The organism is Acinetobacter sp. KH_038 (genome assembly GCF_057839405.1).
The window spans coordinates 1,590,773-1,616,292 of the sequence record NZ_CM174489.1; the positions used below are offsets into that span (position 1 = coordinate 1,590,773).

Here is a 25,520-nt window from a genome sequence, read left to right on the forward strand (position 1 = left end):
AAAGACCAGCCTCTAAAGTAACCAATTATGCTGCATAAGATGCAGTATTATTAGACAATGACCATTTTTTGGTCACTGCACCTTTTTGTGTGCCATTAATATCCTGCTGATTATACGTCCATTCAACTGCTGCATATTTCAGACCAAAAGCTTCAGTTGGCACGCCTTCCTGATGCACTGTAGGACTAACTTGAGAAACCAGCACATGCTTTAATTTAATCTGCAGATATTTAATACGTTTATCACCATTGGCTCGATAAAAATCGATTTGTACTTCATCGAAGGTATAACCAGCAGAACAGGCTTCCCATAGTTTTGGACTGGTTGCATCCAGATCTTTCATAAAAATCATATCAGCGTGTTCAACTCGTTCTGCCGTATGGCCACCAACACTCGAAGACGTGGCCGATTTCGGCTGGCGAATGTGGTGAGACCAAGAGTTCACTTCTAGCCAGCTTTTATGTTCTGAATCACGAGATTCGCCATCGACTTTATATTTGCCTCGAAATTGGATATAAATGTCTTTCATTTTTAATTATTTTCCTATTGTTATAAACGTTATTATAATTTTACCGACAGCTTTAATTACCCGACTGCGGCAACTCAGTGACCAGTCGCAAAGATACAGACAACTCGTCTAACTGAAAATGCGGTCTCAAGAAGACCACAGACTTGTAGTGTCCAGGTTTAGCCGGATTTTCTACAACTTTGATAGAAGCTTCACGTAGTGGATACTGTGCTTTGGCTTCCTGTGAAGCACCGTCATCCAGCAACACATATTGAGATAACCAATCATTTAAAAATGCTTCGACATTTTCTGCAGATACGAAGCTTCCTACCTTGTCACGCATCATGGCTTTTAAATAATGGGCGATTCGTGAAACGGCCATAATGTATTGTATTTGACTTGATAATGCAGAGTTGGCATTGGCAAGATCATTTGCATATTTTTTCGGTTTTTGAGTCGATTGGGCGCCGAAAAATGCAGCATAATCAGTATTCTTACAATGTACCAAGGGAATAAACCCGAGATCACTGAGTTCTTTTTCACGACGGTCGGTAATGGCAATTTCAGTTGGACATTTAAAGACAACGTCCCCGTCATGGGTTTTAAAAGTATGCACCGGTAGACCTTCCACCAGTCCCCCGCCTTCAACCCCACGAATTGCCGCACACCAGCCATGTAGATCAAAGGCATTGCTTAAACGTGTACCCAAAGCATAAGCAGCATTCATCCAGAGGTATTCATTGTGATTTTCACCTGAAACTTCTTCTACATAGTTAAAGCCTGCTGTCACATTACCTTCTTTAGGGTGATAAGGTAAACGTCCCAATACTCGTGGAATTGTCAATGCCACGTAGCGGGCATCATCACTTTCTCGGAATGAGCGCCACTGTACATATTCAGCTGTTTCAAAAATTTTAGATACATCACGTGGACGATCGATATCGGTAAAGGATTCCAGTCCAAACATGGCAGGACTGGCAGCAGAGATAAATGGTGCATGTGCCGCTGCTGCCACATGTGAAATCTGCTCGAGCAGATACAGGTCCGAAGGTGTTCGATCAAATTCAAAGTCGCCAATTAAAGTGGCATAAGGTGCTCCACCAAAAGAACCATATTCTTCTTCATAGATTTTTTTAAATAAGGTACTTTGATCAAAATCTGTGGCACTCTGAAAATCCTTAATCAGTTCTTTTTTCGTGGTATTCAACATGCGAATCTTGATTAAAGAATGCGCTGGCGTTTCCTGACAGAAATAATAGAGTCCTCGCCAAGTTGACTCAACCTTTTGAAACTGCTCGTGATGCATGATCTTGCTGAGTTGAGTCGAAATTAACGCGTCAATTTCTGCAATACGTTTATCCAGGGCCAGGGTCATATTTTCGGATACAACAATCGTGCCGGCCATAACCTCCTTGGCCAGCTCCCCAATCAGGCTTTTAGCACGACCATGCTCTTCTTCGCTCCGTGCAATTCGACTACGTTCAACGATAGAATCCAGAACCGAATATTTTTCTGTACAAAGTTGTGTTGCAGTTGCAGTTGCAGCATTAGCAGGATTCATTTTCTGCCTCCATACTTATTTTTCTAATTTGGTCAGTATTCTGTAAAACCTCATCCAGTAAATCTTCCAGTCGTTCGTTATTAGAAATCTTATTACGCAAATCAGTTAAACGTTCTCTTGCTTCAACGAGTTTTCGCAAAGGCTCTACCTGTTGTACTACCTGTTCTGGCCGGAAATCATCCATGGCATTGAACACCAAATTTACCGAAATTTTACCGCCCTCTTCGCTCAAGCTATTGTCTACCTGAAAACTGGCACGAGGTGCTAAGGACTGCATCACCTCATCAATGTTTTCGAGGTCTACATTGATAAATTTTTTATCTTTAAGTTTGCTTTTTTCTAGCTCCGAGGCTGCTGAAAAGTCTCCCAGCATCCCAACTACAAAGGGCAATTCTTTGACCTCACGGCCATCTCCGACTTCGACATCGTAAGTCAGTTGCACACGCGGTGGCCGAATGCGTTGTAATTTTTTTTGTACACTTTCACGCTTAGCCATCATAATTTTCCTTATTAATTATTCTTGAATGACCCAAATGGATGTGTCGTTATACTTTGTTGGTTTTTAGTATTGATCACAGCCGTATTCATTTTTGGACTATTGCTGGTCTTTTTGTTTTTATTAAGCTTAACATTTTGTTTTAATGAGTTATTCTTGCCCATTTTAGCCTGTTTTGGCTTGGAAATTAGTGCTGTACTGGATACTGGTTCAGAAAAAACTGGTGCCGGTTGTGCCAGATAAATCTGTTCAGTCAGTGACCTGGCCTGCGGATAGGTGAAGTCATTTAAAGCACGCACTTCGCTACTACGCATCTGTTCTAGGTTTTGGGCAGAGATTCCGACACCTGCCAGAAAACCAAGATCAGTCAAATCCTGATGATGGTAATTCTGCTGATGTAATCTCTCAATTAAATTTAATGCTTTCAGATTATTACCTAGCTCGACATAGCGTTTGGCAATCTGTGTATTTAATTGATGCTGTCGCTGAATGTTTTTCTTCGCCGATTTTTCACATAATTGTTGATATAAACCGATCAGAGTTGAATCAGTATCATTTTTTGCCTGTGGATAGGCTTTGATACATGATCTGTTTAATTCTGCTGCATGCGCTTGAGCGGCACATACCTGTGCCATACCTAGCATGATTAATGCCATAATACCTAGATCGTTTTTCAAAGTGAGCCTCAATTTTTGTTGTTTTTTATTTTCGAATATTAAAAAATGATTTTTATATTCTTATAATTTTTAAATCGTGTGGCGGATTTAACAAAAAATGCTCATAAGAAGTCAATACAAAAATGAGTTTTATTTAAAAAAATTATCTAATTTCCAAAAATTATTAAATTCCGATCAATGAATGCAGACTTTTTATTAGATTTGAGTAGAATATGCCAAAAATCGTGAGTCCAGATCTGCTGATCACTCATAGATTAAATTAAAAATATAAAAATTAAATTTAATAATAACAACTATATAGCAATAAATTCCAAAAATATCAGGCTATATATTTCAAAAGAGAGCAACATGAGTAATTTAAAAATTTTGATTACAAAGTTATCTGAGCATGCACGCCTATGTCTTGAAAAATCGGCGAATTCCTGCATTCAAAAGCAAAATTATGAAATCGAAATTGAGCATTTTTTCTTGGAGTTGCTACAACAAGCTGACTTGAACGATATAAAGTTATTGCTGAAGAAATATAAAATTAATCAAGATGATCTGATCGATGATCTTAATCAAAGTATTCGGCAACTGAAAAAAGGTAATTTTCGTACCCCTACCTTTGCACAATCAATTATTCGTGTATTGGAACAAGCCTGGCTTTTGGCGTCGGCAGAGCAAAATCCGATGATCCGTAGTGGACATTTACTGCTTGCCTTGCTTAGTGCACCTGATCTCTACCAGATTGCAACCCGTGCTTCTCCTTTGTTTGAGTTGTTTCCAATTCATACCATGAAGCACCAGTTTTTAGAGTATTGTGATCAAAGTGTTGAGCATCCAAGCTATCGTCATTCCAGTACAATTCAAGAAAGTGCATATGATCCACAGCCAGCATCAAATAAAACTCCAGCCCTTGATCAATACACGATAAATTTAACTAAAAAAGCGCGTCTGGGCCAGATTGATCCTGTCATTGGGCGTGAGTTTGAAATCCGCTTAATGCTGGATATTTTGATGCGCCGTCGTCAGAATAATCCGATTCTTACTGGCGAGCCAGGAGTGGGTAAAACTGCAGTCGTTGAGGGGCTGGCACTTAAGATTGTGAATCATCAGGTGCCTGATGCATTGAAAAATGTGCAACTACATGTACTGGATCTGGGTCTATTACAGGCAGGTGCCAGTGTGAAAGGCGAATTTGAGAGCCGATTGAAACAAATCATTCAAGAAGTTCAATCATGTAGCCATCCTATTATCCTATTTATTGATGAAGCCCATACCTTGATTGGTGCGGGAGGTCAAGCTGGTCAGAATGATGCGGCCAACCTGCTCAAACCAGCTTTGGCCCGTGGGGAGCTACGTACCATTGCAGCCACAACTTGGGCTGAGTACAAGCAGTATTTTGAAAAAGATGCTGCGCTTAGCCGGCGGTTTCAGGTGGTAAAAGTAGAAGAACCAACAGAGGAAGTCGCTATCGACATGTTACGTGCGATGATTCCACTCATGTCTCGACATTTTCAGCTGCAAATTGATGATGAGGCGATTATTGCTGTGGTACGCAACTCGCATCGTTATATCAGTGGTCGACAATTACCGGATAAAGCCATTAGTGTTCTGGACACGGCAGCAGCACGGGTTGCCTTGAGCCAAAATGTAGAACCTGTCAGGTTAGAGCAGTTGAAAGCACAGCTGCATAATTCTCAGCTGGAATATCAACTGTTAAATACAGAGCATCAAGACCTTTTAATCCATCAGGCACGTTTAATAGAATTAACAGAAAAAATTTCCAGCCTGGAGCAGGAAATTTCTCGAGTCGAAATACAATGGCAGCAAGAGCTTCAGCTCATTCGGGAAATAAAGTCCTTGCAGCTTGAATCAGAGCATGCAGCGCATCAGGATAAAATCAAGGTCTTACGTCAACATTTAACCCAGATTCAGGCTAAAAATCCCTTAGTCTTTGAACGCGTCAATATCCATATCGTCAATCAAATCATTTCAGACTGGACCGGAATTCCGCTAGGCAACATGGTAAATAATGAGATTCGGCAGATATTGACGATGCAAGATAAGTTGTCGCAGCGTGTGATGGGGCAAGACTTTGCATTACAACAACTGGTTCAAGGTATCAAAACTTCTAAGGCGCAACTGGATGATCCGAACAAACCGCAAGGTGTATTTTTACTGCTTGGCCCAAGTGGTGTCGGAAAAACGGAAACTGCCCTGGCTTTGGCTCAGGAACTGTATGGTGGCGAGACGCATCTGATCACGATTAACATGTCGGAATATCAGGAGGCCCATACCGTCTCCTCCTTAAAAGGTGCACCTCCAGGTTATGTCGGTTATGGTCAGGGAGGTATTTTGACTGAAGCTGTACGCCGTAATCCATATAGTGTGGTTTTACTGGATGAAATCGAAAAAGCACATTGCGACGTGCAAGAATTATTTTATCAGGTCTTTGACAAAGGAACGCTTGAAGATGGTGAAGGTCGAGTAATTGATTTTAAACATACCACCATTCTGTTGACTTCAAATATTGGCTCCAGTGTCATTATGCAGGCCTGTTTAAATCAACCAAGGGAAAATTGGCCAGATGCCAAGACCTTAATCGATCAATTAAAACCATCTTTATATCAGAAATTTAAACCGGCATTTTTAGGACGTATGCAGGTTGTACCTTATTATCCTTTACACGATGAGCTGTTAATCCAGATTATTCAGCATAAACTAGGAAAAATTGCCCAGCGTATCCAGCAGCAATATGCTACCCAAGTGACTTATAGTGAGCAATTAATCGAACTGCTACTTAGCCGTTGTACTGAAGTTGATAGCGGTGCGCGTAATATTGACCATATTTTAAATGCTTCAATATTGCCGACTTTGGCTACAGAAATCCTGACTGCCATGAGTGAAGAAAAATTGCCTAAATTGATTCATATCGATGCTGATCATGATGAGATCCTTTATAGCTTGGATCCAAAAATTAAAACCATAAAAAGATCTCGTTCTAAAATTAATAAAGCAGATGCTGCATAGTCCATGCATGTGATGATTCAAAACAAATAAATATAATAATTGGTATAAAAATGACTCTGGAATTTGAATATTTATTGCAGGAAATTTCTACTGCACAGCCTTGTGGCATGGATTGTTCATTCTCACATGATTTTCATGCGATTAAAAAAGCCAGAACTCGGGATGATCCCCTACTGGATCAAGGTGACTGGGTCACTGAACCCAAACAAGCTGATTGGCAATTTGTGAATGACAAAGTCATTGAATTATTATGTGAAAAAACCAAAGATCTGCGCTTATATACCTGGCTAATTGAAGCTTGGAGCCATTTATACGGTTTTAATGGTATTGCTAAGGGACTGGAACTAATCCAAAAAAGTTTGGACCATTACTGGCTTGAATTACATCCTGTGATTGAAGAGGATAATCTCGATCAACGTCTGGGATTATTACAAGTTTTGATTGTGCAATTGCCCATGCTGATGAAACAGGTTCCTTTGATTAGTACCCCACCTTTTTATAGTGTAAACGATTATGAAACTTTCTTACATCAGCGCAATCTGCAGCTTAAACAACAGGATTATGTTGCTGAAAGTGATCCTGTTCAGGATCTGGAATATTTTGAACAGTTGTTGCTGAATACCCCCAAAACTGAGCTAAATCAGAATGATCAATTTCTTCAACAGATACAGATGCAATGGCAGCAACTTAAAACTATTTTAGACCAGTTGTTAGGTTCAGATGCACCGAGCTTTGCTGCAACAGATTCTCAAATTGATTTGATTCTTTCCAGTATTAAACGAATCTATAAAAAAGATACTTTATCCGAAATACTGTTAGATCCGGTGGATTCATCCACCTCCCAGAATTCTGAAGCAAGAAAGCTAAATGTACTGCATTCAAATTCTGATCTGCAAAATTTCCAGCCTCAGGCTCAAAATCATCTGGCCAACCGTCAACAAGCCATGCAGTTATTAAAAGAAATTGCGGAATATTTCCGGACTCATGAGCCGCATAGCCCAGTCAGTTATATGCTGCAAAAAACCATTCAGTGGAGTCAGATGCCATTACATAAATGGCTGGCGCAAGTGATCAAAAACGAGAATCCGATAGAAAATGTACATGAATTACTGGGTGTGCATGGCAACAACGAATCTGATAATGAGTGGTAAAAATTAAATGTTCAGAGCAGAAAAAGTACTGTGGGGCGAAGGCCTTTTTTTAAGACCACAACATTTTCAATTACAAGATGCTTATCATGAGCAACGCTTGAGTCATATGATTCGTGCGACCTTTCCTTTTGCTTACGGAATTCAGTCTCTTCAGTTTGATGAAGCACAATTTAAGATGCATATACTGGCATTAAGTAAAATTGAAATGATCTGGCAGGATGGTGAAATTTATCAGGCACCGGCACAGGATTTATTGCCTGAACCGGTACAGCTGGATACTTTGAACCTGAATGGAGAGATGCAGATTTATTTAGCTTTACCGATGGTACAGCCCAATAAACAAAATGTAAGTCATACTGAAAGTACTCAGGCCAGCCGTTATCACTCACTGCTAATTTCAACTCATGATTTGTTTACCGATGCCACGACTGCGGAAATCACCTTATTACGCCGTCGCGCTGAATTTAAGCTGTTTGAAGCCGGACAAGAACCTCAACAACAGCTGGATGGCTATCTATATATTCCGATTGCTCAGATCAAGAGGCAAAGTTCAGGAAGTTTTATTTTTAATCAAAAGTTTATTCCTCCAATTTTACATATCCTGGCCTGTGAATACTTATTAGATCGCTTGAAACGTACCTTAAATATCATTCAAGCCAAAATTAAGATGATTCAATCTAATAACCGTGAAAATGAACAAAAATTAATTGAATTCCGCTCTGGGGATATTGTCTCTTTCTGGTTGGTCAATGCTTTAAATACTGCACATGCGAGTTTGAATCATATTTTGCAGTATCCGCAAATTCATCCCGAACGGCTATATTCAGAACTCTTAAGACTTACTGGATCTTTACTCACCTTTTCCACTGCTTATGAGATTGATCAACTTCCACGGTACCAACATCATCGTTTATATGAAAGTTTCAATCAGTTAGATCTTATTCTCAGAGATTTACTCGATACGATTATCTCGAATCGCTATATCAGTATCAGCTTGAAAGAAACGCGTCCATGCTACTGGCTTGGCAGTCTGGAAACGGATAAGGTCAGCAGAAATACCCGATTATATCTGGCCGTGTCGAGTAGTGTGATGCCAGCGCATGAACTGATTGCATATGTTCCGATCCGTTTTAAGGTGGGCAGTAGCATTGATGTCGAACAACGTGTCATTGCAGCCTTACCTGCTGTACCAGTGCAGCATCTTATGCAGGTTCCTACCGCAATTCCGGTACGCTCCGGTGTGCATTATTTTGAGATTGAAGCAAATCATGAACTGTATCAGCGCATGCTTGATTCGGAAGCAATTTGCGTCTATATCCCGAATGGATTTCAGGATATTACGATTGAACTCATTGCGGTTATAAATGGATAAAACTAGAGATGAATACAATCACCAATCGTTCTCCTGCAATGTTTGATGAGAAACTCATCAAAATGGGTTATCCATCAAAGCAAGCGTTTGAAAGCAATATCTCATATGGGGCAAGTTTGCTGGATTTATTGCATGATGGTTTCTATATTATTTTTCTTCTAAAAAATCATTACATTCCTGCTGATATAGACTCATTTCGTGAAAAAATTCTGCACATGTTGAGCCAGTTTGAAATTCAGGCACGTAACATACAATTTTCAGCTGAAGATATTCAGGATGCCAAATATGCTTATTGTGCTTTGCTGGATGAAACAATTGTTACACAACAGGATACGCGCTTTTTTGATTTGCAGAATTCCTGGATGCTGAGTCCTTTACAGTTAAGTTTATTTGGTTCGCAACTGGCCGGTTATCGCTTTTTTGAATATCTAGAGAACATTCGCCATAAAGACAAGGATCGACTGGCTGTATTGGAAGTTTATCATTACTGCCTATTATTGGGTTTTCATGGAAAATACCGGATTGAATCGATTGAGCATTTAAATAATCTTGTGGCTCGAGTCGGAGATCAGCTTGATTATCTCAAAGTGAAAAAAACAGCATTTGCTCCTTTTTCAGCGCTTCCCGATCAAATCAAAAATAGAATTCATCGAGAATTACCATTTTTCTGGATTCTGATTTTTTTATTTTTATTCGCAGTATTTAGTTTTATAGCTTTTAAATATGCTTTATCGACACAACAGACCACTATTTTTTCCCAATATAAGAATCTGATTAGTGCTCCTGCTGAACAAGCCCATATTACGATTCATTTACCCTAATTAAATTATTCAGACTACAACTATGAAACCCTATAAAAATAAAAACTTAAAAGTATTTTTCTTCGAAGAAATTAATAAAATCATTGCAACAAATTACGCCGTCGCACGACTGAGCTTAGTTAAGAAAGAGCTTTGATTGAAGCAAAATTAAATCCAGTATTTAAGCATGATCTTGATTATATTGAGCAGCTTTACGCTATTGAGTCTGACCATGTTGGCCCTGTTATCTTATGAAATAAGGTTTAAAATGCAGGCGGTTTTGCTAAGAGTCATTCAGAACAGTAAAGATCAATTCGCTCGACTAAAACAATTTGCCCAACGATTTCATCAGGCAGCTTCGCCTGAGCATATCCAGTCCTATTGGTATTTGCAGCAATGGTGGATTTTAATTGCCGGATTCACATTATTTGGCAGCATTTTAATGCTCGCTTTTACCAAGCCATTGACTGCCAGTAAATTCGAAGCCGAATATTTAAGGAAAGTTGACCCACAGATTTATGCGCTTTTGGATGGGCAAATGTTGACAGCTCCAGCTGAAGTCGCTGACTCCCTTATTATTGAAGCACTTCAAAAAGAACACTTTTCAGATCATCCTGTTATTTCAGCGCAACGTTTTAATCTGAATACTGAAGATATTCATACACCAGCAATGCATATGCATTCAGATCTCAGTGCAGCAGACCGTAAATGGGACAAGATGAATCCACGGTTTAAACAGCGTTTACTGATGGTATTTAAAATCATGAAAGAACAGCATGATTATGAGCTGGTTTTACTTGAAGGTTACCGCAGTCCAGAACGGCAAAATTCTTTAGCCACCAATAGTAATATTACCAGAGCCAAAGGCTTTCAAAGTTATCATCAATTTGGACTGGCTGCAGATATTGCTTTTAAACGCCATGGCAAAGTCGTGATTACAGAACGTGATCCCTGGGCAATGCGCGGTTATGAGTTATATGGTCAAGTTGCTGAATCAGTGGGTTTGACTTGGGGTGGACGCTGGAAATCGATTAAAGATTTTGGACACACAGAGTATCGTATGCCCGGTTTAAAGAAAACTGCTGAAATGGCGCATCAACTGATTCATGAGGGCCAATTAAAAGCTCATACATTTCAGCCTTAGAAATAAACTTATGCCTTAATCCAGAAAATCTTGCATGTGTTTAATCACTTCATCAGGTTTTTCTCCATGTAACCAGTGCCCTGCATTTTCAATGACTTCTATTTTTGCCTGAGAAAATTGTTTAGTAATAGCCTCAAAGTGTTCAGGTTTTGATATATAAAAAGAATGGCCACCACGCAGGAATAGGGTCGGCAAATCAATTTTTTTAAGTTTTTCCCAAGCCAGAATATCTGAATAGTGATCAAATAAACTCTGGACATTAAATAACCAATGCCCTTTATTGAAGGATTTGAGCAGAAATTGAATGACCATTTCTTCTTGGATATATTCACGCATGATTTTTGCTGCATCAATACGTGAGCTCAGCTCAGCTTGCTGTACGGCAAATAAAGCTTTGAAAATATCTGCATGATGATTTTCGTGATATTGAATCGGTGTAATATCCAGTACAACTAACTTTTCAACTTGTGTACGAGCTAAGTCTGCGAGCTTCATGGCGATTTTTCCACCCATAGAATGTCCCACGACAATAAATTTTTGAATATTTAAACTGGACAAAGTTTCCAGTACATCCTCTGCCATGAGTTGATAATTTAAATCTGTGCTATGGCCAGAAAGTCCATGATTACGTACATCAATTTGAATTACTGTTCTAAACTCAGAAAAATGTCGAGCCAAGATTCCCAAATTACTTAAACTACCGAATAGACCGTGAATAAACACTATTGGAGATAGTACTGAGTTTTCATGGTGTTGTAGTTGATAATTGAGGATCATTTGAGAATTCCGTGATTTCTTAATTTAGGTATTTATATTGGATTTATATTGAGAATTAATCAATTGCCAAATTTTCAAATATAAATTTTGCTTAGGCTATTTATAGGTGAGTTTAAATTGCTTAGGCTAAATGGGTCTTTTAGTTTCCATCATTAAATGAGTGATAGAAATGAGTTCTCTGTATTGATATTCAGATGGATCTTAAAAGTCCTTTTTCAACTTAGGGAGAAAAAGTGCTATGTCTTAAACTTCTCACAAAAAAAGAAATTTCCTTGAGAGTAATTAACAAAAATAATTGATAAAAAAGGCTATTATTTATTTCAGTCTTTCCGCTATGAGATCTCTTTTTATTCAAGAGTTTGAATCTAGATTCATTCATCAAGCTAATTATTTCTCAAAACCAAAAAAACAGGCCTGATTCTTATTTTCTGGTATAGGCACTTGGAACAGGTAAATTTTAAAAATTCCAGCCTGTTTTTTTTAAACAATATTGAGTGAATATGAATCGCTATTTAAGACTCCCCTTCTCTTTTCTTTTGGGGATTTTTTAATGAGAGTTTTTTCATAATAAGTAATACTACTTTGCTTAGGCTATTTAGCGTGAGCACAAATTTTAATTTCAAAAGGAATAGCAGTAAATTAACTTTAATCTCAAACTTTATAATGTATCTTAGATCAACTGTATGTATGCTGACGGCGCTACCCTGTTGCCAAAAATCTGTCTAAAAAGCTTTATACAGACCTGTGAGGAAGAATTTAAAACTGAGTTAAAATGACTCGTATCTGTAATTATTGGAAATTACATCAAAATTATACTGTTAATCTATACTTATCATTATTTAATAATGTCAAATATATTCCCGAGAAAGTTTATATTAATAGAATAAACTGTTTAATAATTCTAATTAAATTGAGTAGAAGAAGCTCTTTATAATCAATTTTTCCAGTCAGATGAAGTCGTTAATATATTGGAAATATTCTTTTTTTATAAAACCCGCATGGGGGAATTATGAAAATAGGACTATATGCTGCCCTATTCAACTTCTCTATTTTTACAAAATACCGCTGTCGTCATGCCAGATTTAGTTAAACTCTGATCCTGACGTTCAAGAAAACTCTTGGCGACCATGGTCATTGTGGACGCCATATTTAGACTGCTGTTTTCTTCGGAAACTTTTTGAATATCCTGATAGGCTTTCAGTCGATTACAGAAAGCCTGACGTTGCGTTTGGGCATCAGCTTTTTGATCATCTTCATCTAAAATGTGCTTGGTTTCATTCACGATTTTAGTCTGTTCTGAAATAAACTGATCATAGGCACTTTGGGAAAGCGGCGCTGCAGATACCGTGCTACTCAGTAACACTACACTCAATCCTGCACAGATCAAAGCTGATGGTTTTAGCATTTAGAATTCTTCTTTCCAGACATCTTCATAATCATCCGCATCAATCATGAAGCGATAACCTGTTTCTAGCGCCAGATACGGTAAAACTTCAGGTGCAATATCTTGTAATTCACGTACGGTCATGGTTTCAAAAGCATCTTCACTAGAAGGCTCTCCACCATAAATGTACCAGCTGATATTTTCCGCTGTCTCGGGCTTTTTACGAATACCGACTATCGGATCCTGCTTTAAGGTATGTACGGCCACCGCAACAACATCATCACCGCTGACTTCAACATAAGCCGAACCGACTTCTTCACAGAGTAGTTTTTGCTCTGCAATCAGTTCTTGTAAAGGTGACAGGTTTTGCGCGTTTTTCGACATTCTATATTACTCATTCATTTGCATTAGCACGCTATTTTAACTGAATTTTAGCGATGCTGATGCAGATTTCATCGAGATCTTAAAATATCTGCTCTTAACCAATTTAAGAGCAGATATAAATTAAAGCTTATTTGAAGATTTTAAAACGCTCTTCGTCTGCAAGATAATCTTTGGCACGTGGCTCGCCTTCTATTGAACCAAAGACCAGCTGTGCGCGAAGCTTCCAGTTGGCTGGAATCTCCCACTCAGCATGTACCTGCTCATCTACAATCGGATTATAATGCTGCAAGGATGCGCCCAGACCTTCTGTATGTAATGCCGTCCACGTTGCAAATTGCGCAATTGCCGTAGAATGTTCTGCCCAGATTGGGAAATTATCAGCATAAGACGGAAATTGTTGCTGCAAAGCTTGTACTACGGTTTGATCTTCAAAAAATAGTACGGTGCCTACACCAGCAGCAAAGCTGCCCATTTTAGCAGTTGTTTTTGCAGCGCTCTCTTCGTCTTTGGCATAGCTTGTTAATTTATCTGCAACGATACCCCAAAACTTTTCATGTTCTGCATTGAATAAAATCACGGCGCGTGAAGACTGGGAATTAAAAGACGATGGGCTTTGCTTGATCGCAGTTTGAATCAAATCGCTTAAATACTCAGGAGATTGTTCTACATTCTTGCCAATAGCATAAATAGTACGGCGTTTAGTAATTAAATCTAAAAACTGATTCGACATTTTCTAAAATCCTGGGATATATCATCGGGAAAATTTGAACCTTCAACTATTTTTGTGAAGGAAAGCTAATCAATCTAGCTTTTACTTTATCTAAGCATAAAGTCCATCTACCTTAAAAAATAATGACCTGAATTACCAGGATATTTATTTGATATTTTTATATATTTTAAGCTAAAAATGGTTTGGTTCATCTATTTTTTGAACAATTGTTAAACTTACTGGCGTTAGAGGAGTATCTGAGCAGAAATAGTGATTGATCACACCCTATTGCTGATAAATTTTTATAAATAATTAAGGTGAATACTGATTTATTGAAAATCTCTTATTGCTTAGGCTATTTTTAGAAATCATGTTTTTAAGAAGAAAATCTTATTTCTCCCACAAAATTAATCCCCCAAAACTGGAGGACTAATTTGTTTAATCAAAACTCTAAACTTAAATTAAAATTTTGCGTTCAAGACTTGAGAAGTAACTTTACTTTTCCACAGCTCACGCAATGTTGGTAAATAGAATTTCTCACCCAGCTCGACCAGTTCTGCATCAATAAGCGCATGCATTTCATGCATAAACAGATAATCAAGCTCAACAGTCGTCAATTTCGCCTGCTGTTTTTGATAGTCTCTGCGTTTCTGCTGGGCTTGTTTAACCAAACGATCGGCAAATGCCTTATCTTTAAACTGGGTGATCGCCTTTAAGCGCAGTTCGATAATGCCCCAGCCGGTTAACAACATCTGGAAGGTCTCAAAATCACTACTGGTCGATTCCCAAGACATTTCTTCCAGATTTTCATCATCCGGCAGGACTGGTAAAAGAAGTTCCATGACGCTCGGAAAAATCTTTTTAAAATTCAGAATAAATTTAACAGGATGCTCACCTGGATAATCCTTGAATTGCACCTTTCTTTGAACATCTGTTAAATAAATATCAAGCATAAAACAATCATCAGTGGTTAATCTCATCTCGTGCTATTGTACGCAACTCTGCACGAGATAAAAACCACTGCTGACAATTCCATGATAAAACAGGCTTAAAGATTGAAAATAAAAGCGTTAACAGCTTTATTTGGCATTCGGCGAAACCATATTTTCAGGTCTTACCACCTCATCGAACTGCTCTGCTGTCACCAGGCCAAGCTCAACAGCCACCTGTTTTAAGGTTTTACCTTCTTTATAGGCCGTTTTCGCAACCTTGGCTGCATTCTCATAACCAATCACCGGGTTCAATGCAGTGACCAGCATTAATGAATCATGCAAGAAATGTTCAATTTTCTCATGATTCGGCTCAATACCAACGGCGCAGTGATCATTAAAACTGTTACAAGCATCACCTAGAAGCTGAATCGATTGCAACAGGTTGTATGCAATCACTGGCATAAACACATTCAGCTCAAAGTTACCTGATGCGCCTGCCACATTAATGGTGGTGTCATTGCCAAGTACTTGTGCCACCACCATGGTCATGGCTTCACTTTGGGTCGGGTTGACCTTACCCGGCATGATGCTTGAACCTGGCTCATTTTCAGGAATACGCAACTCTCCAAAACCACAACGAGGTCCACTGGCCAGCCAGCGAATATCATTAGCAATCTTATTTAGGCTAACAGCAAGGGTTTTTAATGCACCCGAAGCAAATACTGCAGCATCACGACCTGCCAGCGCTTCAAATTTATTCGGAGCAGTCACAAACGGTAGACCGGTCAGTTTTTCCAGTGTTTCTGCGGCCTGAACTGCATAATCAGGATGGGCATTTAAACCTGTGCCGACTGCGGTTCCGCCCAATGGCAATTCATATAAGCCCAGTAAAGCCTGCTGTAAGCGAATCAAGGCATGATCCAACTGTGATACATAGCCACTAAATTCCTGACCAAGGGTTAATGGCGTCGCATCCTGTAAATGGGTTCGGCCAATTTTAACAATATCGGCAAAGGCTAAAGATTTTGCATGTAAGGTATCGCGTAGACGGCTAACTGCTGGAATGAGCAGTTCATTGATCTGCAAACTCGCTGCCACATGAATTGCAGTCGGAAAAGAGTCATTGGTAGATTGGGCACGGTTGACATGATCGTTCGGATGAACCGGTTTCTGTGCGCCTAAATGATTACCCAGTTTCTGATTGGCAATATTGGCAATCACCTCATTACAGTTCATATTACTTTGCGTGCCTGAACCAGTCTGCCAGACCACCAGTGGAAACTGGCTATCCCACTGCCCGCTAATCACTTCGTCTGCTGCATCTACGATATAGCTCGACAGCTCTTGTGGAATCTGGTCCAGCTCAGCATTGGTTAAGGCCGCGGCTTTTTTTACCAGCCCCATTGCACGAATCATTGCCCGTGGTAGTCGTTCATTGCCAATCTTGAAGTTTTGCAAGCTACGCTGAGTCTGTGCGCCCCATAAAGCCTCACTTGGTACAGCAACTTCGCCCATGGTGTCATGTTCAATACGTGTTTGCATGTTTAACCTCAATTTTTATGACATGTTACTGATTTAAAAAGTATCTATACTGATACTTTGCCAGATTGATTAAAAGTAATCGATTCTATTAAATATGTAAATGATAATTATTATCAAAATTACCTCAGTATCTAAGTCACTGTCCTCTCAAGGTATTCTGATAAAACAGCCATTCATCCTCAAGCATCTTTCTTATTGAGCGCTGTGGTTGCCAGTGCAGGATATGCTGTGCCTTTTCAATATTTGCGCCGAGCTGCTCAAGTTCGGCATGCGGATAAGGCAATGCATCGACTGTTTGAATGGCGGACTGGGTGACTTCAGCCAGCTGATCCAGCAAACTCTGTATGGAAATCAGTGTGCCTGCGATATTAAAGGCTTCGCATTTTAAATCCTGCTGTTGTGATAGCCATTGCAAGGCTTTGATGACTGCATCACAACCATCTGCCACGTGTAGAAAACTGCGTTCTACTGTGCCATCCGTAGTATGGGCCTGACGGCGTAATTCAAGATATTCGCGTTGCTCTGCAGCGACCTGCATTGCCAGAGGCACAATATTTTTCGGTAAAGGTGGCACCGCCTCGCCGAGCACACCATGCTCAAAGGCACCGGCAATATTGGACAGACGCAGAATTGCAATTCTCCATTCATTATCAGTTTTAGCGGTATCCCGGATGATTTCCTCAACCATCTGTTGCGATTTAATATAAGGATTCGGATAAGTAAAATTAAAAGATGTATCTTCGCTTAAATCCGTCGCAGATTGCCCATAGACTGCCAGACTGGATAAATGCACCAGATGCCGTACACCGGTACGTTGCATGGCGCGCATCAAACTCATGATACAACTGACATTATCATTATAATATTCAAGTGGTTTTAACACTGATTCTTCTAGCGACTTAAAACTTGCCGTATGTACTACAGCCTGAATTGAATGCTGTTCAAAAACTTTGTTTAATGCCGGTGTATTGCGAATATCAATTTTAATAAAAGGCACATACATGCCGGAAATATATTCAAGTCGCTCCAGCGTCTGCAAATTGGCATTGGCCAAATTATCGACCACAATGACCTCTAATCCTTGTGCTAACAGACTTAAAGCAATATGTGAGCCTAAAAAGCCTAATCCACCCGTCACTAAAATCATTGTATACTACCTACTTTCTGATGAAGCCCAGATCAATCTGTTGCTATTGATCAAGCCTGTAGTGAATTTCGATGAGCACCTTAATTCTTGTTACCTCCGCACCGACTTCTATTTACGCCTGGCATGCCCTCGGTTTGGCACAGGCATTACAAAATAAAAACCAAGAATTCCGTGTATTCTTTTATCAGGACGGCGTATCAGTCGCAAATGCCCTGCAATGGGTGCCCGATGATCAGCGTCATCTCACACATGCCTGGCAAGCATTGAATATTCGCCTGCCTGTCTGTGTAAGTGCAGCACTGGCACGAGGAATTACAGACCCGGACAATGCCCAACGTCACAATATTCAGCAGCATAATCTGGCGGATGCCTTTGAATTAGTGGGCTTAGGTGAACTTGCCGATGCTGTTCAATCCTCACAACGTCTCATTCAATTCTAGATGGTTCATTTTTTAGAATGTGTTGCTTTTCCAAGGAATCTTGTGTGAAATCTGTACTTGTTATATTAACCCAAGCCAATCTGAGCAGTTTGCAGGTGCATGAAAGCCTGTCTGCCACCATGGTTCTAGCCACTTTTGGCGCAGAAGTTAAGGTCTTACTGCAAGGTGCTGCCTTAAGTTTGCTTCGTTCAGAATTGCAATTTGATCAGCTGCAACATGCCTTTAAACTGGCCTCGAATATGGTCGACAGTTTTGAATTTTACGATCTCACCCCGATCCTGATTGAACAGAAAAACCAGCATTCACCTTTTGTCGTTCAGAGCGAACAAGAGATTGAATTCATTGAGCTAAACCCTGCGTTTATTCAAAGCTTTGATCATGTGCTGTATTGGTAAGGAATAAAGGATATATAAATGTCAAATCACACACTGTATCTGATCCAGTCTGACTATGCGGCGACGGCGCAGATCCTGGAGCAGTTGGCTCAAATTTATACAACGGGTGACCAGGTCGTACTGATGGGTGAAGCAGTATTGCAGTTAGAACATGCTTCTCTACAAAAATTGCCGAAAATTCACATGCTGGAAAATGATGCAGAACTCCTGGCACAACCTGTGCCTGAGCAGGTCAAGCTGCTCAATTCTGCGGATTTTGCAGATCTTTGCCTTGAGTTTAATCGCTGCATTTCAATGAAATAATAATAGGTCAGATATGAATTTAGAATTAGATCAAGATGGTCATCTGGTCGACTATACCCTATGGAATGAAGATGTTGCTCAAGTCCTGGCAAATAGTCTGGAGCTGAGTTTAACGCCATGGCATTTTGAAATTCTGCAAGCGGTACGTCAGTTCTATCAGCAGTTTGGCCATTCACCGGCAACACGTCCTCTGATTAAATTTCTAATGAAAACGGTCAGTGCGGATATCAATAATGCCCTGCTTCAGGAAAAGTTTAATACTGGGCTGGTCGCACGGCATTTAAGTCGTCTGGCCGGTGTGCCCAAGCCTGCGAATTGTTTATAAAAGCAGTTAACGATCCATACTGTATATTTAACAGCCCGAATTAATGAAAGCCCAAATCAGCCTTTGGGCTTTTTTTATGAGAATAACTTTTATATTCAGCCTAATTAAAGATCTGCCTGATTGGAACTGATCAAATTCGGGTTTGCTCTAATACTTTCAAGGCCCGATACAGCTCATGCTCCATTTCTGGTAAAACCTTAATCAGAAATTCAATTTGTGCTTTGGCTTCATCCCGGGTGACCAGTTGGGCCTCTACCAGCTTTTGCTGCTTCCTGATCAACAGGCCAACCTGCTGAAAATCTGGCTGTTGTCCGGCACTTAAGGCATTAATGATTTGCGTAAAGTCCAGATACAACTGTTCTTGTTGCTTTAACAATTGGTTTTGCTTTGCAGTTGCATCCGTTTGTTCTGCCCGGGTCATTTGAGTATTTGCAACGGAACTGACCAACGCAGAGCTTGTGGGCTTTTCAACGACAGGGATCGGATCAGAATGAGCCTGATCATTCAAATTTGTCCGATAGATTTCCTGTCGTATCTGATAGCCGATAACCATTAAAATACCGAACAAGAGAAAGCCGATCATTACATATAAAAGAATTGCTTTATCTTTCATCTGTCTATCCTCAGCCGAAACAAGACAGCCCTGATCAAAAAGCTGTCTTTTCGTTAAATCGACTACGGCGTTGACCAGTCTGCTGGCGCATAACCGATCCGGACGCGTTGTGGATGATTTCCTACCAGCACACTCAGTACTTTATTGCCTGTGGCAAAATCAATCACGGTCACCACGTCGGTTTCACTTTCGGAAATTACACAGCTTTTACCATCCGGGCTACGTGTTGCCCAATAGGGTTTGCCTGCAGGAATCAGTTTTCCGGCGGTGAGCGTTTTGCGGTCTACAATGGTGGCATAGTCATCCATGGTACCGGCAACACAGAGTTTTTCACCATCTGCACTGATCGAAAGGCCATGATGGCGCGAGTCATTCACCCATTTTGTCCGGTCTTTCGGAATACTATCACTACCTGGAAGCTGACCAATACGAGTAACTTTATTTTGATCCAGATCATATTCGATCAAGCCATTAAAGAATGAAACCTGGGCATACAGTTTGCTTTCATCCTTACTAAACACCATGGGACGGACTGAGTTGGATAAATCCTTGCGGCCAACAGCATCCAGTGCGGGTCTGAAATCAATTTTTCTTAGCACTTGATGGGTATTGGCATCTGCAATGGTAATATAACGTTTGCCCTTGGTAAAATCCTGCCACTGCGCATCCATTGAGGTTTCTACATTGCCGATGGCAGAGTTCAGGATCTTGGTGCCGCCATCGAAGTAGATATTTTCATGCGGTTTATCACCTGTAGCAAAACGGCCTAACTCTTTTCCTGTATGAATATCCAGGACATGCACGACATTACCTGAAGATGCCGAAACTGCGACACGCTGGCCATCTGGTGAAACTGCCATGTGATCGGCACGGAAGCCTTCAACCGGTGTACGCCAGTTAATCTTGCCGGTCTTGATATTAATAGACACCACATCGGCAAAACTTGGCCGCGATGCCACGATGGACTGACCATCTGGAGTCGAGTACATATCATCGACCAGCTGGTCATTCCCTTCACCAGCTGTGGCCTGAATATAGGTATAGGCAATCAGCTTGATTGGATTGAGATGTATTTCTTTAAGACGCTCTTTACGATCAGGGATCATGTTAATCACCCCCACCTTGCCAAAATCGCCAGAAGGACGGATTACAGTCACGGTGCCATCCCAGTTATTGCCGACAAAGAAAACCTGTTGACTATTTGCTGGTTGAGGAGGTACAGATGAAGCGGCCTGTACAGCAGGGATGGTTACTGATATTAACATTGCTGATACTGTCAGGCTAAAACGTGGCCAGATTTTGTTTTTAATATTCATGGATGAAGCTCCGCATAATCATTTATATTTTTTTAATTTATTGTTGTGCACATTCGTGCTGTACTTATTCTTGGCCTAATATACAAATGTATAAAATGTTTTGCTAATTTTTCCGACCAAAAAGTCTGAAGCTATTTTTTTTAAAATCTCACTTCAGACACTATTCTTTTAAATCTTCAGCGAAATTGAAGTCTAATCATCCAGTACATCAACAAATTGTGCATTCAGCACTTTGGCAAGATCATCCGGTTTTAAGCCAATATCCAAACCACGCTTGCCTCCACTGACATATATTTTCTGGAGTTTTTCTGCCGATGCATCAATTACGGTCTTTAAACGTTTCTTCTGTCCGACCGGGCTAATTCCACCGACCAGATAACCGGTCAAGCGTTCTGCCTGTTTCGGATCTGCCATTTGCAGTTTCTTGCAACCCAAAGCTGTCGCTACTTTTTTCAGGTTTAACTGATGATGTACAGGTAAAATTGCCACAAAATATTGCTTTTCATCTGTCACCAGCAGCGTTTTAAAAACCTCTTCGACTTGCAAGCCTAATTTTTCTGCTGCCTCTAAACCAAAGCTTTTCGCATTGGCATCATGTTGGTATTCGTGAATGCTATATTCAATTTTTTGGGCTTTTAAGAGTTTGCATGCAGGCGTCATAGTGATTCTGGTTGAAGGCTAATGGCATAAGTATATAAATATTCATTCAAGAAGTTAATTTCTTAGCTCAATTTTATAAGCTGGCTCTTTAGTGATTTGAATATTTATCAGCATAGCTTCTGAGCAGAAAGTGAAACATAAAAGCCAATACCATTTAGAGCCAAAAGGAAGTTTATAGCCCATCTATCTACAATTTAACTTTCAATGCTTTTGTTCTATTTTCACCACCCACAGTATTTTGAGCATTTTTGCAAAGAGAGAGCCGTGCAAAATACCAACAAATATATGCGTTTTTGCCACTATATATAGGTTTGGCAAGTTCTTAATACCTCATTTACAGATGTTAAAGATGAACACATTTGTCACTTCAGTACGCTATAGACTCTCTGACTCTACGACAAAGACTTCTGTTGCTTGCTATTAAGCTCAATATCTGGCTTCGCATGACATGTATATGATCCAGTATGAAATTTGGCACTAAGCTCGGAGCTGCACAGACTTAGCTTGATCTGCTATTTGGTAATAAAATGCATAGAAAAACAGGATCTAAAACCTTATAATATAATCATTAATATATTGTTTTATTTTGCATTTTTAAATACTGGTTAGGCTTTTAGACAAGCTGCTGGCTTTAAATGGCGGCGATAAAAAGCTCAAGTGCTGGAATCCACTTTTTATTGCAGGTCTATGCAAATCCCTACTAAATATCGAGTTTAGTTGAACCAAGTATGCTTTGATCGAGATTAAAAATATAATCAAAAGGAAGAGTTTAACGTTAACCTGAAGATACAGTTACATAAAGGATATTAACTGTTTTTGCCAATTGGGTTTACAATGAAAATAATCTGAATGCCCAGCGAATTGTAATTTTTTAACATTGCCAAATCTCTGCAAAGTTCTCATTATAGCGCCACTGTTTAAGATATGCTTTCTACGTTAATTCAAAGAAATTATAAATAGTCATGTAGAAAATCATGCAATAATAAGCAGAGTTTGCAGCTATCTTGCAAACAAACCCCGATACTTTTTAATTGGAGCATGCTGGATGAGTTCGACCATTTTGGTTATTCATGGACCGAATTTAAATTTGCTTGGGAAGCGCGAACCGGATGTTTATGGTCACCTTACTCTTGACGATATTAATCAGCAACTGACTGCTCAGGCTCAACAGGCCACATTACAACTTGATACCTTTCAAAGCAACTGGGAAGGTGCAATTGTTGACCGGATCCATCAAGCGCAACTCGACGGCGTTGAATATATCATTATCAATCCGGCAGCATTGACCCATAGCTCTGTTGCGGTTCGTGATGCCCTGCTTGGCGTTGCCATTCCTTTTATTGAAGTCCATTTGTCGAACGTCCATGCACGCGAGGCATTTCGACATCATTCGTACTTGTCCGATAAGGCAATCGGCGTGATCTGTGGTCTGGGTGCAAAAGGCTATGCCGCTGCTCTGGACTATGTCATTGAAAAAATACAATCTTCTACACAATCTTAATTAGGAATACTGTCTCATGGATATCCGTAAAATCAAGAAACTCATCGATTTGATGATTGAATCTGACTTACAGGCGATCGAAGTTAAGGAAGGCGATCAATCGATTGCATTAACTCGTCGTAATCCAGTGGTTGCAGCAGCTGTTCCTGCGATGCCTGCACCTGCAGCTGAAGTGCCTGCGGCGAAGTCTCCTCGCGGTGCTGTTGAAACCTCTCCAATGGTTGGTGTGTTCTACTCGGCACCAAGCCCAGGCGAAGCAACCTTTGTTAAAGTAGGTCAAACCGTTTCTGCTGGTGATACTCTGGGTATTATCGAAGCAATGAAAATCATGAACCCGATTGAAGCAACTCAAAGCGGCGTGATCGAAGAAATTCTGGTGAAAAATGGTGAAGTGATTCAATTCGGTCAACCACTTTTCCGCTACCGCGCTTAATCACCCCGGGGATTTATAATGTTGCAAAAAGTTTTAATTGCAAACCGTGGTGAGATTGCATTACGCATCACCCGGGCTTGCAGAACTTTAGGGATCAAAACCGTAGGTGTCTATTCTGACGCAGACAAGGACCTGATGCATTTACGCTTCTGTGATGAAGCAGTCTGTATCGGTCCGGGTGCCAGCAGTGACAGCTACCTGAATATTCCAGCGATTATTACAGCTGCTGAAATTACTGGTGCAGATGCGATCCATCCTGGTTATGGCTTTCTCGCTGAAAATGCTGAATTTGCAGAAATCGTAGAAAATTCTGGTTTTATCTTTATTGGTCCACGTCCGGAACATATCCGTTTAATGGGCAACAAGGTTTCTGCCATTACTGCCATGCGTAAAGCGGGTGTGCCAACGGTACCGGGTTCTGCCCATGCAGTCACACCAAACAATGCCATGGCTGAAGCGAAAGAGATCGGTTTTCCTCTGATTGTCAAAGCTGCTTCTGGCGGTGGTGGTCGTGGTATGCGTATCGTAGAAAATGTCGATACCCTGCTCGAATCTGTTCAGGCTGCACAGCGTGATGCAGAAATGTGGTTCGGTGATGATACGGTCTATATGGAACGTTTCCTGCAAAAGCCACGTCACGTCGAAGTACAAGTACTCGCTGATGGTAATGGCCATGCCATTCACCTCTATGATCGTGACTGCTCATTACAGCGCCGCCATCAGAAAGTACTGGAAGAAGCGCCTGCGCCAAACCTGCCAGAGCAAGCACGTGCTGACATTCTAGAAGCCTGTGTCAATGCCTGTAAACTGATGCAATATCGTGGTGCCGGTACATTCGAATTCCTGTTTGAAGATGAGGAATTCTTCTTCATTGAAATGAATACCCGTGTTCAGGTTGAACATCCGGTGACTGAAATGGTAACCGGTATTGATATTATCGAACAGCAATTACGTATTGCTGGCGGCTTAGGCCTCGATATTCAGCAAGAGGACGTCAAAGTTCTAGGCCATGCGATTGAATGCCGTATTAATGCAGAAGATCCATCGACCTTCTTGCCATCACCCGGCAAGATTGACAACTTCTATGCACCGGGCGGCGCAGGTATCCGTTTAGACTCGCATGTTTATCCGGGCTATAGCATTCCGCCGTATTATGATTCGATGATTGCCAAACTGATTGCGCATGGCAAGGATCGTGAAACCTCTATTTCTCGTATGAGAAATGCCCTGGAAGAAATGATTTTAACGGGTGTTAAGACCAATATTCCTTTGCATAAAGACTTAATCCTTCAGGATAAGAACTTCTGCAAACAGGCAATGGATATTCACTATCTGGAAAAACACTTGTTAAAGCAGCTGGAAGGCGCTGAAGACAAGGCTTAAATCCAAGCTCATAAAAAAACCGCTGTCATTCAGCGGTTTTTTTATTGTTGAAATTTTAAGGCAATACACGTCTCAGCACAGCAAAACACTGCTCGGCCTTGTCATTGGCACAAAAGTTAATCGTGTACGGATTCTGCCATTTCACAAAATATTGTGAAATTTCACCGGACTGATCCACCTGATTGCCGGAGCAGTCTTTTTCATTATTGTCATATTTCACTTGCAGAATCAGTGCTGGAATCTGCTGGGAAGGATCTTGTGCCGGCTGATAGTCATATAATCCGGAAGTCCACTCTGCACCACTTTTAATCACCACATTGTTATCGCCTTTGAAATTGTAATATTCAATACATTTTTTATTATTCGGAATTTCCATCCCCCACAATCCGACAATTTCCGGACGGGTCTTTACAGTAAAGGTATTCGGGACATCCGCCGCTTTAGCAGAAGTATCTGCTGGCTTTTTATTTTCTGTCGCCATTAGCCAAGGTGAGCTCATGAGTAAGATAAGGCTAAGACATATTTTTTTCATATTTACCGGCATCGTTTTAA

General features: G+C 40.4%; 27 protein-coding genes. 12 read left to right on the forward strand and 15 right to left on the reverse strand.

Translation table 11 applies throughout. The annotated features are described in order from the left end of the window. Nucleotides 1–25: 25 nt before the first annotated feature. The 4 genes from AC3IT7_RS07440 to AC3IT7_RS07455 are packed head-to-tail and all read right to left on the reverse strand — an operon-like array spanning nucleotide 26 to nucleotide 3,242. Nucleotides 26–529 carry an Hcp family type VI secretion system effector gene (locus AC3IT7_RS07440; RefSeq protein WP_489247998.1) on the reverse strand — a complete coding sequence of 168 codons (504 nt, stop codon included), beginning with the start codon at nucleotides 527–529 and terminating at the stop codon, nucleotides 26–28. A gap of 52 nt (nucleotides 530–581) precedes the next feature. Beyond that, complete coding sequence (gene tssC, locus AC3IT7_RS07445) at nucleotides 582–2,069, reverse strand: type VI secretion system contractile sheath large subunit (RefSeq protein ID WP_489247999.1); 1,488 nt, start codon at nucleotides 2,067–2,069, stop codon at nucleotides 582–584. Next, nucleotides 2,056–2,565: a type VI secretion system contractile sheath small subunit gene (tssB, locus tag AC3IT7_RS07450; RefSeq protein ID WP_489248000.1), complete on the reverse strand. Its 510-nt coding sequence runs from the start codon at nucleotides 2,563–2,565 to the stop codon at nucleotides 2,056–2,058. Before tssB ends, tssC begins: the two co-directional genes overlap by 14 nt. A 14-nt stretch (nucleotides 2,566–2,579) precedes the next feature. Beyond that, nucleotides 2,580–3,242 carry a hypothetical protein gene (locus AC3IT7_RS07455; RefSeq protein ID WP_489248001.1) on the reverse strand — a complete coding sequence of 221 codons (663 nt, stop codon included), beginning with the start codon at nucleotides 3,240–3,242 and terminating at the stop codon, nucleotides 2,580–2,582. A gap of 348 nt (nucleotides 3,243–3,590) precedes the next feature. On the opposite strand from AC3IT7_RS07455, the gene tssH reads away from it, so the two are divergent. The 5 genes from tssH (at nucleotide 3,591) to AC3IT7_RS07480 (ending at nucleotide 10,724) form a co-directional block, all read left to right on the forward strand. Beyond that, nucleotides 3,591–6,257 (forward strand): type VI secretion system ATPase TssH, encoded by a 2,667-nt coding sequence (gene tssH, locus AC3IT7_RS07460; protein WP_489248002.1) that lies wholly within the window; start codon nucleotides 3,591–3,593, stop codon nucleotides 6,255–6,257. Nucleotides 6,258–6,307: 50 nt separating this feature from the next. Next, the gene (gene tssA / locus AC3IT7_RS07465; protein WP_489248003.1) at nucleotides 6,308–7,408 is read left to right on the forward strand and encodes a type VI secretion system protein TssA; all 1,101 of its coding nucleotides are present in this window, start codon (nucleotides 6,308–6,310) and stop codon (nucleotides 7,406–7,408) included. 7 nt (nucleotides 7,409–7,415) lie between these two features. Continuing rightward, the gene (gene tssK, locus AC3IT7_RS07470; RefSeq protein WP_489248004.1) at nucleotides 7,416–8,780 is read left to right on the forward strand and encodes a type VI secretion system baseplate subunit TssK; all 1,365 of its coding nucleotides are present in this window, start codon (nucleotides 7,416–7,418) and stop codon (nucleotides 8,778–8,780) included. 8 nt (nucleotides 8,781–8,788) lie between these two features. Beyond that, the gene (gene icmH, locus AC3IT7_RS07475) at nucleotides 8,789–9,601 is read left to right on the forward strand and encodes a type IVB secretion system protein IcmH/DotU (protein WP_489248005.1); all 813 of its coding nucleotides are present in this window, start codon (nucleotides 8,789–8,791) and stop codon (nucleotides 9,599–9,601) included. 166 nt (nucleotides 9,602–9,767) lie between these two features. After that, nucleotides 9,768–10,724 carry a M15 family metallopeptidase gene (locus AC3IT7_RS07480; RefSeq protein WP_489248006.1) on the forward strand — a complete coding sequence of 319 codons (957 nt, stop codon included), beginning with the start codon at nucleotides 9,768–9,770 and terminating at the stop codon, nucleotides 10,722–10,724. Between the two features lie 15 nt (nucleotides 10,725–10,739). On the opposite strand, the gene AC3IT7_RS07485 is transcribed toward AC3IT7_RS07480, so the two are convergent. The 7 genes from AC3IT7_RS07485 to AC3IT7_RS07515 all read right to left on the reverse strand — a co-directional run bounded on the left by AC3IT7_RS07485 (nucleotide 10,740) and on the right by AC3IT7_RS07515 (nucleotide 17,599). Continuing rightward, nucleotides 10,740–11,501 carry an alpha/beta fold hydrolase gene (locus tag AC3IT7_RS07485; protein ID WP_489248007.1) on the reverse strand — a complete coding sequence of 254 codons (762 nt, stop codon included), beginning with the start codon at nucleotides 11,499–11,501 and terminating at the stop codon, nucleotides 10,740–10,742. 1,033 nt (nucleotides 11,502–12,534) lie between these two features. Beyond that, the gene (locus AC3IT7_RS07490; RefSeq protein ID WP_489248008.1) at nucleotides 12,535–12,906 is read right to left on the reverse strand and encodes a hypothetical protein; all 372 of its coding nucleotides are present in this window, start codon (nucleotides 12,904–12,906) and stop codon (nucleotides 12,535–12,537) included. Next, complete coding sequence (locus AC3IT7_RS07495) at nucleotides 12,907–13,269, reverse strand: immunity protein Imm33 domain-containing protein (RefSeq protein ID WP_489248009.1); 363 nt, start codon at nucleotides 13,267–13,269, stop codon at nucleotides 12,907–12,909. A 127-nt stretch (nucleotides 13,270–13,396) separates the two neighbouring features. Next, nucleotides 13,397–13,999: a nitroreductase family protein gene (locus tag AC3IT7_RS07500; protein WP_489248010.1), complete on the reverse strand. Its 603-nt coding sequence runs from the start codon at nucleotides 13,997–13,999 to the stop codon at nucleotides 13,397–13,399. A gap of 440 nt (nucleotides 14,000–14,439) precedes the next feature. Beyond that, nucleotides 14,440–14,931, reverse strand: coding sequence for a hypothetical protein (locus AC3IT7_RS07505; RefSeq protein ID WP_100328659.1), 492 nt, complete (start codon nucleotides 14,929–14,931; stop codon nucleotides 14,440–14,442). A 126-nt stretch (nucleotides 14,932–15,057) separates the two neighbouring features. Then, nucleotides 15,058–16,452: a class II fumarate hydratase gene (gene fumC, locus AC3IT7_RS07510; protein ID WP_475653691.1), complete on the reverse strand. Its 1,395-nt coding sequence runs from the start codon at nucleotides 16,450–16,452 to the stop codon at nucleotides 15,058–15,060. A 136-nt stretch (nucleotides 16,453–16,588) separates the two neighbouring features. After that, nucleotides 16,589–17,599 (reverse strand): NAD-dependent epimerase/dehydratase family protein, encoded by a 1,011-nt coding sequence (locus tag AC3IT7_RS07515; protein WP_489248011.1) that lies wholly within the window; start codon nucleotides 17,597–17,599, stop codon nucleotides 16,589–16,591. Between the two features lie 71 nt (nucleotides 17,600–17,670). Here AC3IT7_RS07515 and tusD point away from each other — a divergent pair, with 71 nt between their 5' ends. From tusD to AC3IT7_RS07535, 4 genes are read left to right on the forward strand one after another with little or no spacing between them, the layout of a single operon-like run. Beyond that, nucleotides 17,671–18,039 (forward strand): sulfurtransferase complex subunit TusD, encoded by a 369-nt coding sequence (gene tusD / locus AC3IT7_RS07520; protein WP_475654457.1) that lies wholly within the window; start codon nucleotides 17,671–17,673, stop codon nucleotides 18,037–18,039. Nucleotides 18,040–18,083: 44 nt separating this feature from the next. After that, the gene (locus tag AC3IT7_RS07525; RefSeq protein ID WP_475654456.1) at nucleotides 18,084–18,434 is read left to right on the forward strand and encodes a hypothetical protein; all 351 of its coding nucleotides are present in this window, start codon (nucleotides 18,084–18,086) and stop codon (nucleotides 18,432–18,434) included. Nucleotides 18,435–18,452: 18 nt separating this feature from the next. Continuing rightward, nucleotides 18,453–18,737 carry a hypothetical protein gene (locus AC3IT7_RS07530; RefSeq protein ID WP_489248012.1) on the forward strand — a complete coding sequence of 95 codons (285 nt, stop codon included), beginning with the start codon at nucleotides 18,453–18,455 and terminating at the stop codon, nucleotides 18,735–18,737. Between the two features lie 13 nt (nucleotides 18,738–18,750). After that, nucleotides 18,751–19,062, forward strand: coding sequence for a TusE/DsrC/DsvC family sulfur relay protein (locus AC3IT7_RS07535; RefSeq protein ID WP_489248013.1), 312 nt, complete (start codon nucleotides 18,751–18,753; stop codon nucleotides 19,060–19,062). 130 nt (nucleotides 19,063–19,192) lie between these two features. Here the strand turns inward: AC3IT7_RS07535 and AC3IT7_RS07540 are convergent, their stop codons facing one another. The 3 genes from AC3IT7_RS07540 to ybaK form a co-directional block, all read right to left on the reverse strand. After that, entirely contained in the window at nucleotides 19,193–19,675 is a 483-nt protein-coding gene (locus AC3IT7_RS07540; RefSeq protein ID WP_489248014.1) for a hypothetical protein, read from the reverse strand. A 62-nt stretch (nucleotides 19,676–19,737) separates the two neighbouring features. Further along, on the reverse strand, nucleotides 19,738–20,991 hold the full coding sequence (locus AC3IT7_RS07545) for a YncE family protein (RefSeq protein ID WP_489248015.1): 1,254 nt from the start codon (nucleotides 20,989–20,991) through the stop codon (nucleotides 19,738–19,740). Between the two features lie 192 nt (nucleotides 20,992–21,183). After that, nucleotides 21,184–21,651 (reverse strand): Cys-tRNA(Pro) deacylase, encoded by a 468-nt coding sequence (gene ybaK, locus AC3IT7_RS07550; protein ID WP_489248016.1) that lies wholly within the window; start codon nucleotides 21,649–21,651, stop codon nucleotides 21,184–21,186. Between the two features lie 1,045 nt (nucleotides 21,652–22,696). Here ybaK and aroQ point away from each other — a divergent pair. From aroQ to accC, 3 genes are read left to right on the forward strand one after another with little or no spacing between them, the layout of a single operon-like run. Beyond that, on the forward strand, nucleotides 22,697–23,152 hold the full coding sequence (gene aroQ / locus AC3IT7_RS07555) for a type II 3-dehydroquinate dehydratase (protein ID WP_475654401.1): 456 nt from the start codon (nucleotides 22,697–22,699) through the stop codon (nucleotides 23,150–23,152). Between the two features lie 16 nt (nucleotides 23,153–23,168). Beyond that, nucleotides 23,169–23,585: an acetyl-CoA carboxylase biotin carboxyl carrier protein gene (accB, locus tag AC3IT7_RS07560; RefSeq protein WP_005096830.1), complete on the forward strand. Its 417-nt coding sequence runs from the start codon at nucleotides 23,169–23,171 to the stop codon at nucleotides 23,583–23,585. 18 nt (nucleotides 23,586–23,603) lie between these two features. Beyond that, entirely contained in the window at nucleotides 23,604–24,968 is a 1,365-nt protein-coding gene (accC, locus tag AC3IT7_RS07565) for an acetyl-CoA carboxylase biotin carboxylase subunit (RefSeq protein WP_475654402.1), read from the forward strand. A gap of 55 nt (nucleotides 24,969–25,023) precedes the next feature. On the opposite strand, the gene AC3IT7_RS07570 is transcribed toward accC, so the two are convergent. Further along, a complete protein-coding gene (locus tag AC3IT7_RS07570) occupies nucleotides 25,024–25,467 on the reverse strand; it encodes a hypothetical protein (RefSeq protein WP_489248017.1) in 444 nt (147 codons plus the stop codon). Nucleotides 25,468–25,520: the final 53 nt, after the last annotated feature.

What these genes read in the sequence shown, in the direction of transcription:
- AC3IT7_RS07495 (WP_489248009.1), bottom strand. Translation starts at nt 13,269, where the DNA reads ATGTCGAAAAACGCGCAAAACCTGTCACCTTTACAAGAACTGATTGCA.
- tssH (WP_489248002.1), top strand. Translation starts at nt 3,591, where the DNA reads ATGAGTAATTTAAAAATTTTGATTACAAAGTTATCTGAGCATGCACGC.
- aroQ (WP_475654401.1), top strand. Translation starts at nt 22,697, where the DNA reads ATGAGTTCGACCATTTTGGTTATTCATGGACCGAATTTAAATTTGCTT.
- AC3IT7_RS07515 (WP_489248011.1), bottom strand. Translation starts at nt 17,599, where the DNA reads ATGATTTTAGTGACGGGTGGATTAGGCTTTTTAGGCTCACATATTGCT.
- AC3IT7_RS07490 (WP_489248008.1), bottom strand. Translation starts at nt 12,906, where the DNA reads ATGCTAAAACCATCAGCTTTGATCTGTGCAGGATTGAGTGTAGTGTTA.
- tusD (WP_475654457.1), top strand. Translation starts at nt 17,671, where the DNA reads ATGAGCACCTTAATTCTTGTTACCTCCGCACCGACTTCTATTTACGCC.
- icmH (WP_489248005.1), top strand. Translation starts at nt 8,789, where the DNA reads ATGAATACAATCACCAATCGTTCTCCTGCAATGTTTGATGAGAAACTC.
- AC3IT7_RS07530 (WP_489248012.1), top strand. Translation starts at nt 18,453, where the DNA reads ATGTCAAATCACACACTGTATCTGATCCAGTCTGACTATGCGGCGACG.
- AC3IT7_RS07540 (WP_489248014.1), bottom strand. Translation starts at nt 19,675, where the DNA reads ATGAAAGATAAAGCAATTCTTTTATATGTAATGATCGGCTTTCTCTTG.
- tssK (WP_489248004.1), top strand. Translation starts at nt 7,416, where the DNA reads ATGTTCAGAGCAGAAAAAGTACTGTGGGGCGAAGGCCTTTTTTTAAGA.
- accC (WP_475654402.1), top strand. Translation starts at nt 23,604, where the DNA reads ATGTTGCAAAAAGTTTTAATTGCAAACCGTGGTGAGATTGCATTACGC.
- AC3IT7_RS07545 (WP_489248015.1), bottom strand. Translation starts at nt 20,991, where the DNA reads ATGAATATTAAAAACAAAATCTGGCCACGTTTTAGCCTGACAGTATCA.
- accB (WP_005096830.1), top strand. Translation starts at nt 23,169, where the DNA reads ATGGATATCCGTAAAATCAAGAAACTCATCGATTTGATGATTGAATCT.
- tssC (WP_489247999.1), bottom strand. Translation starts at nt 2,069, where the DNA reads ATGAATCCTGCTAATGCTGCAACTGCAACTGCAACACAACTTTGTACA.
- ybaK (WP_489248016.1), bottom strand. Translation starts at nt 21,651, where the DNA reads ATGACGCCTGCATGCAAACTCTTAAAAGCCCAAAAAATTGAATATAGC.
- AC3IT7_RS07505 (WP_100328659.1), bottom strand. Translation starts at nt 14,931, where the DNA reads ATGCTTGATATTTATTTAACAGATGTTCAAAGAAAGGTGCAATTCAAG.
- tssB (WP_489248000.1), bottom strand. Translation starts at nt 2,565, where the DNA reads ATGGCTAAGCGTGAAAGTGTACAAAAAAAATTACAACGCATTCGGCCA.
- AC3IT7_RS07570 (WP_489248017.1), bottom strand. Translation starts at nt 25,467, where the DNA reads ATGAGCTCACCTTGGCTAATGGCGACAGAAAATAAAAAGCCAGCAGAT.
- AC3IT7_RS07480 (WP_489248006.1), top strand. Translation starts at nt 9,768, where the DNA reads ATGATCTTGATTATATTGAGCAGCTTTACGCTATTGAGTCTGACCATG.
- tssA (WP_489248003.1), top strand. Translation starts at nt 6,308, where the DNA reads ATGACTCTGGAATTTGAATATTTATTGCAGGAAATTTCTACTGCACAG.
- fumC (WP_475653691.1), bottom strand. Translation starts at nt 16,452, where the DNA reads ATGCAAACACGTATTGAACATGACACCATGGGCGAAGTTGCTGTACCA.
- AC3IT7_RS07440 (WP_489247998.1), bottom strand. Translation starts at nt 529, where the DNA reads ATGAAAGACATTTATATCCAATTTCGAGGCAAATATAAAGTCGATGGC.
- AC3IT7_RS07485 (WP_489248007.1), bottom strand. Translation starts at nt 11,501, where the DNA reads ATGATCCTCAATTATCAACTACAACACCATGAAAACTCAGTACTATCT.
- AC3IT7_RS07500 (WP_489248010.1), bottom strand. Translation starts at nt 13,999, where the DNA reads ATGTCGAATCAGTTTTTAGATTTAATTACTAAACGCCGTACTATTTAT.
- AC3IT7_RS07535 (WP_489248013.1), top strand. Translation starts at nt 18,751, where the DNA reads ATGAATTTAGAATTAGATCAAGATGGTCATCTGGTCGACTATACCCTA.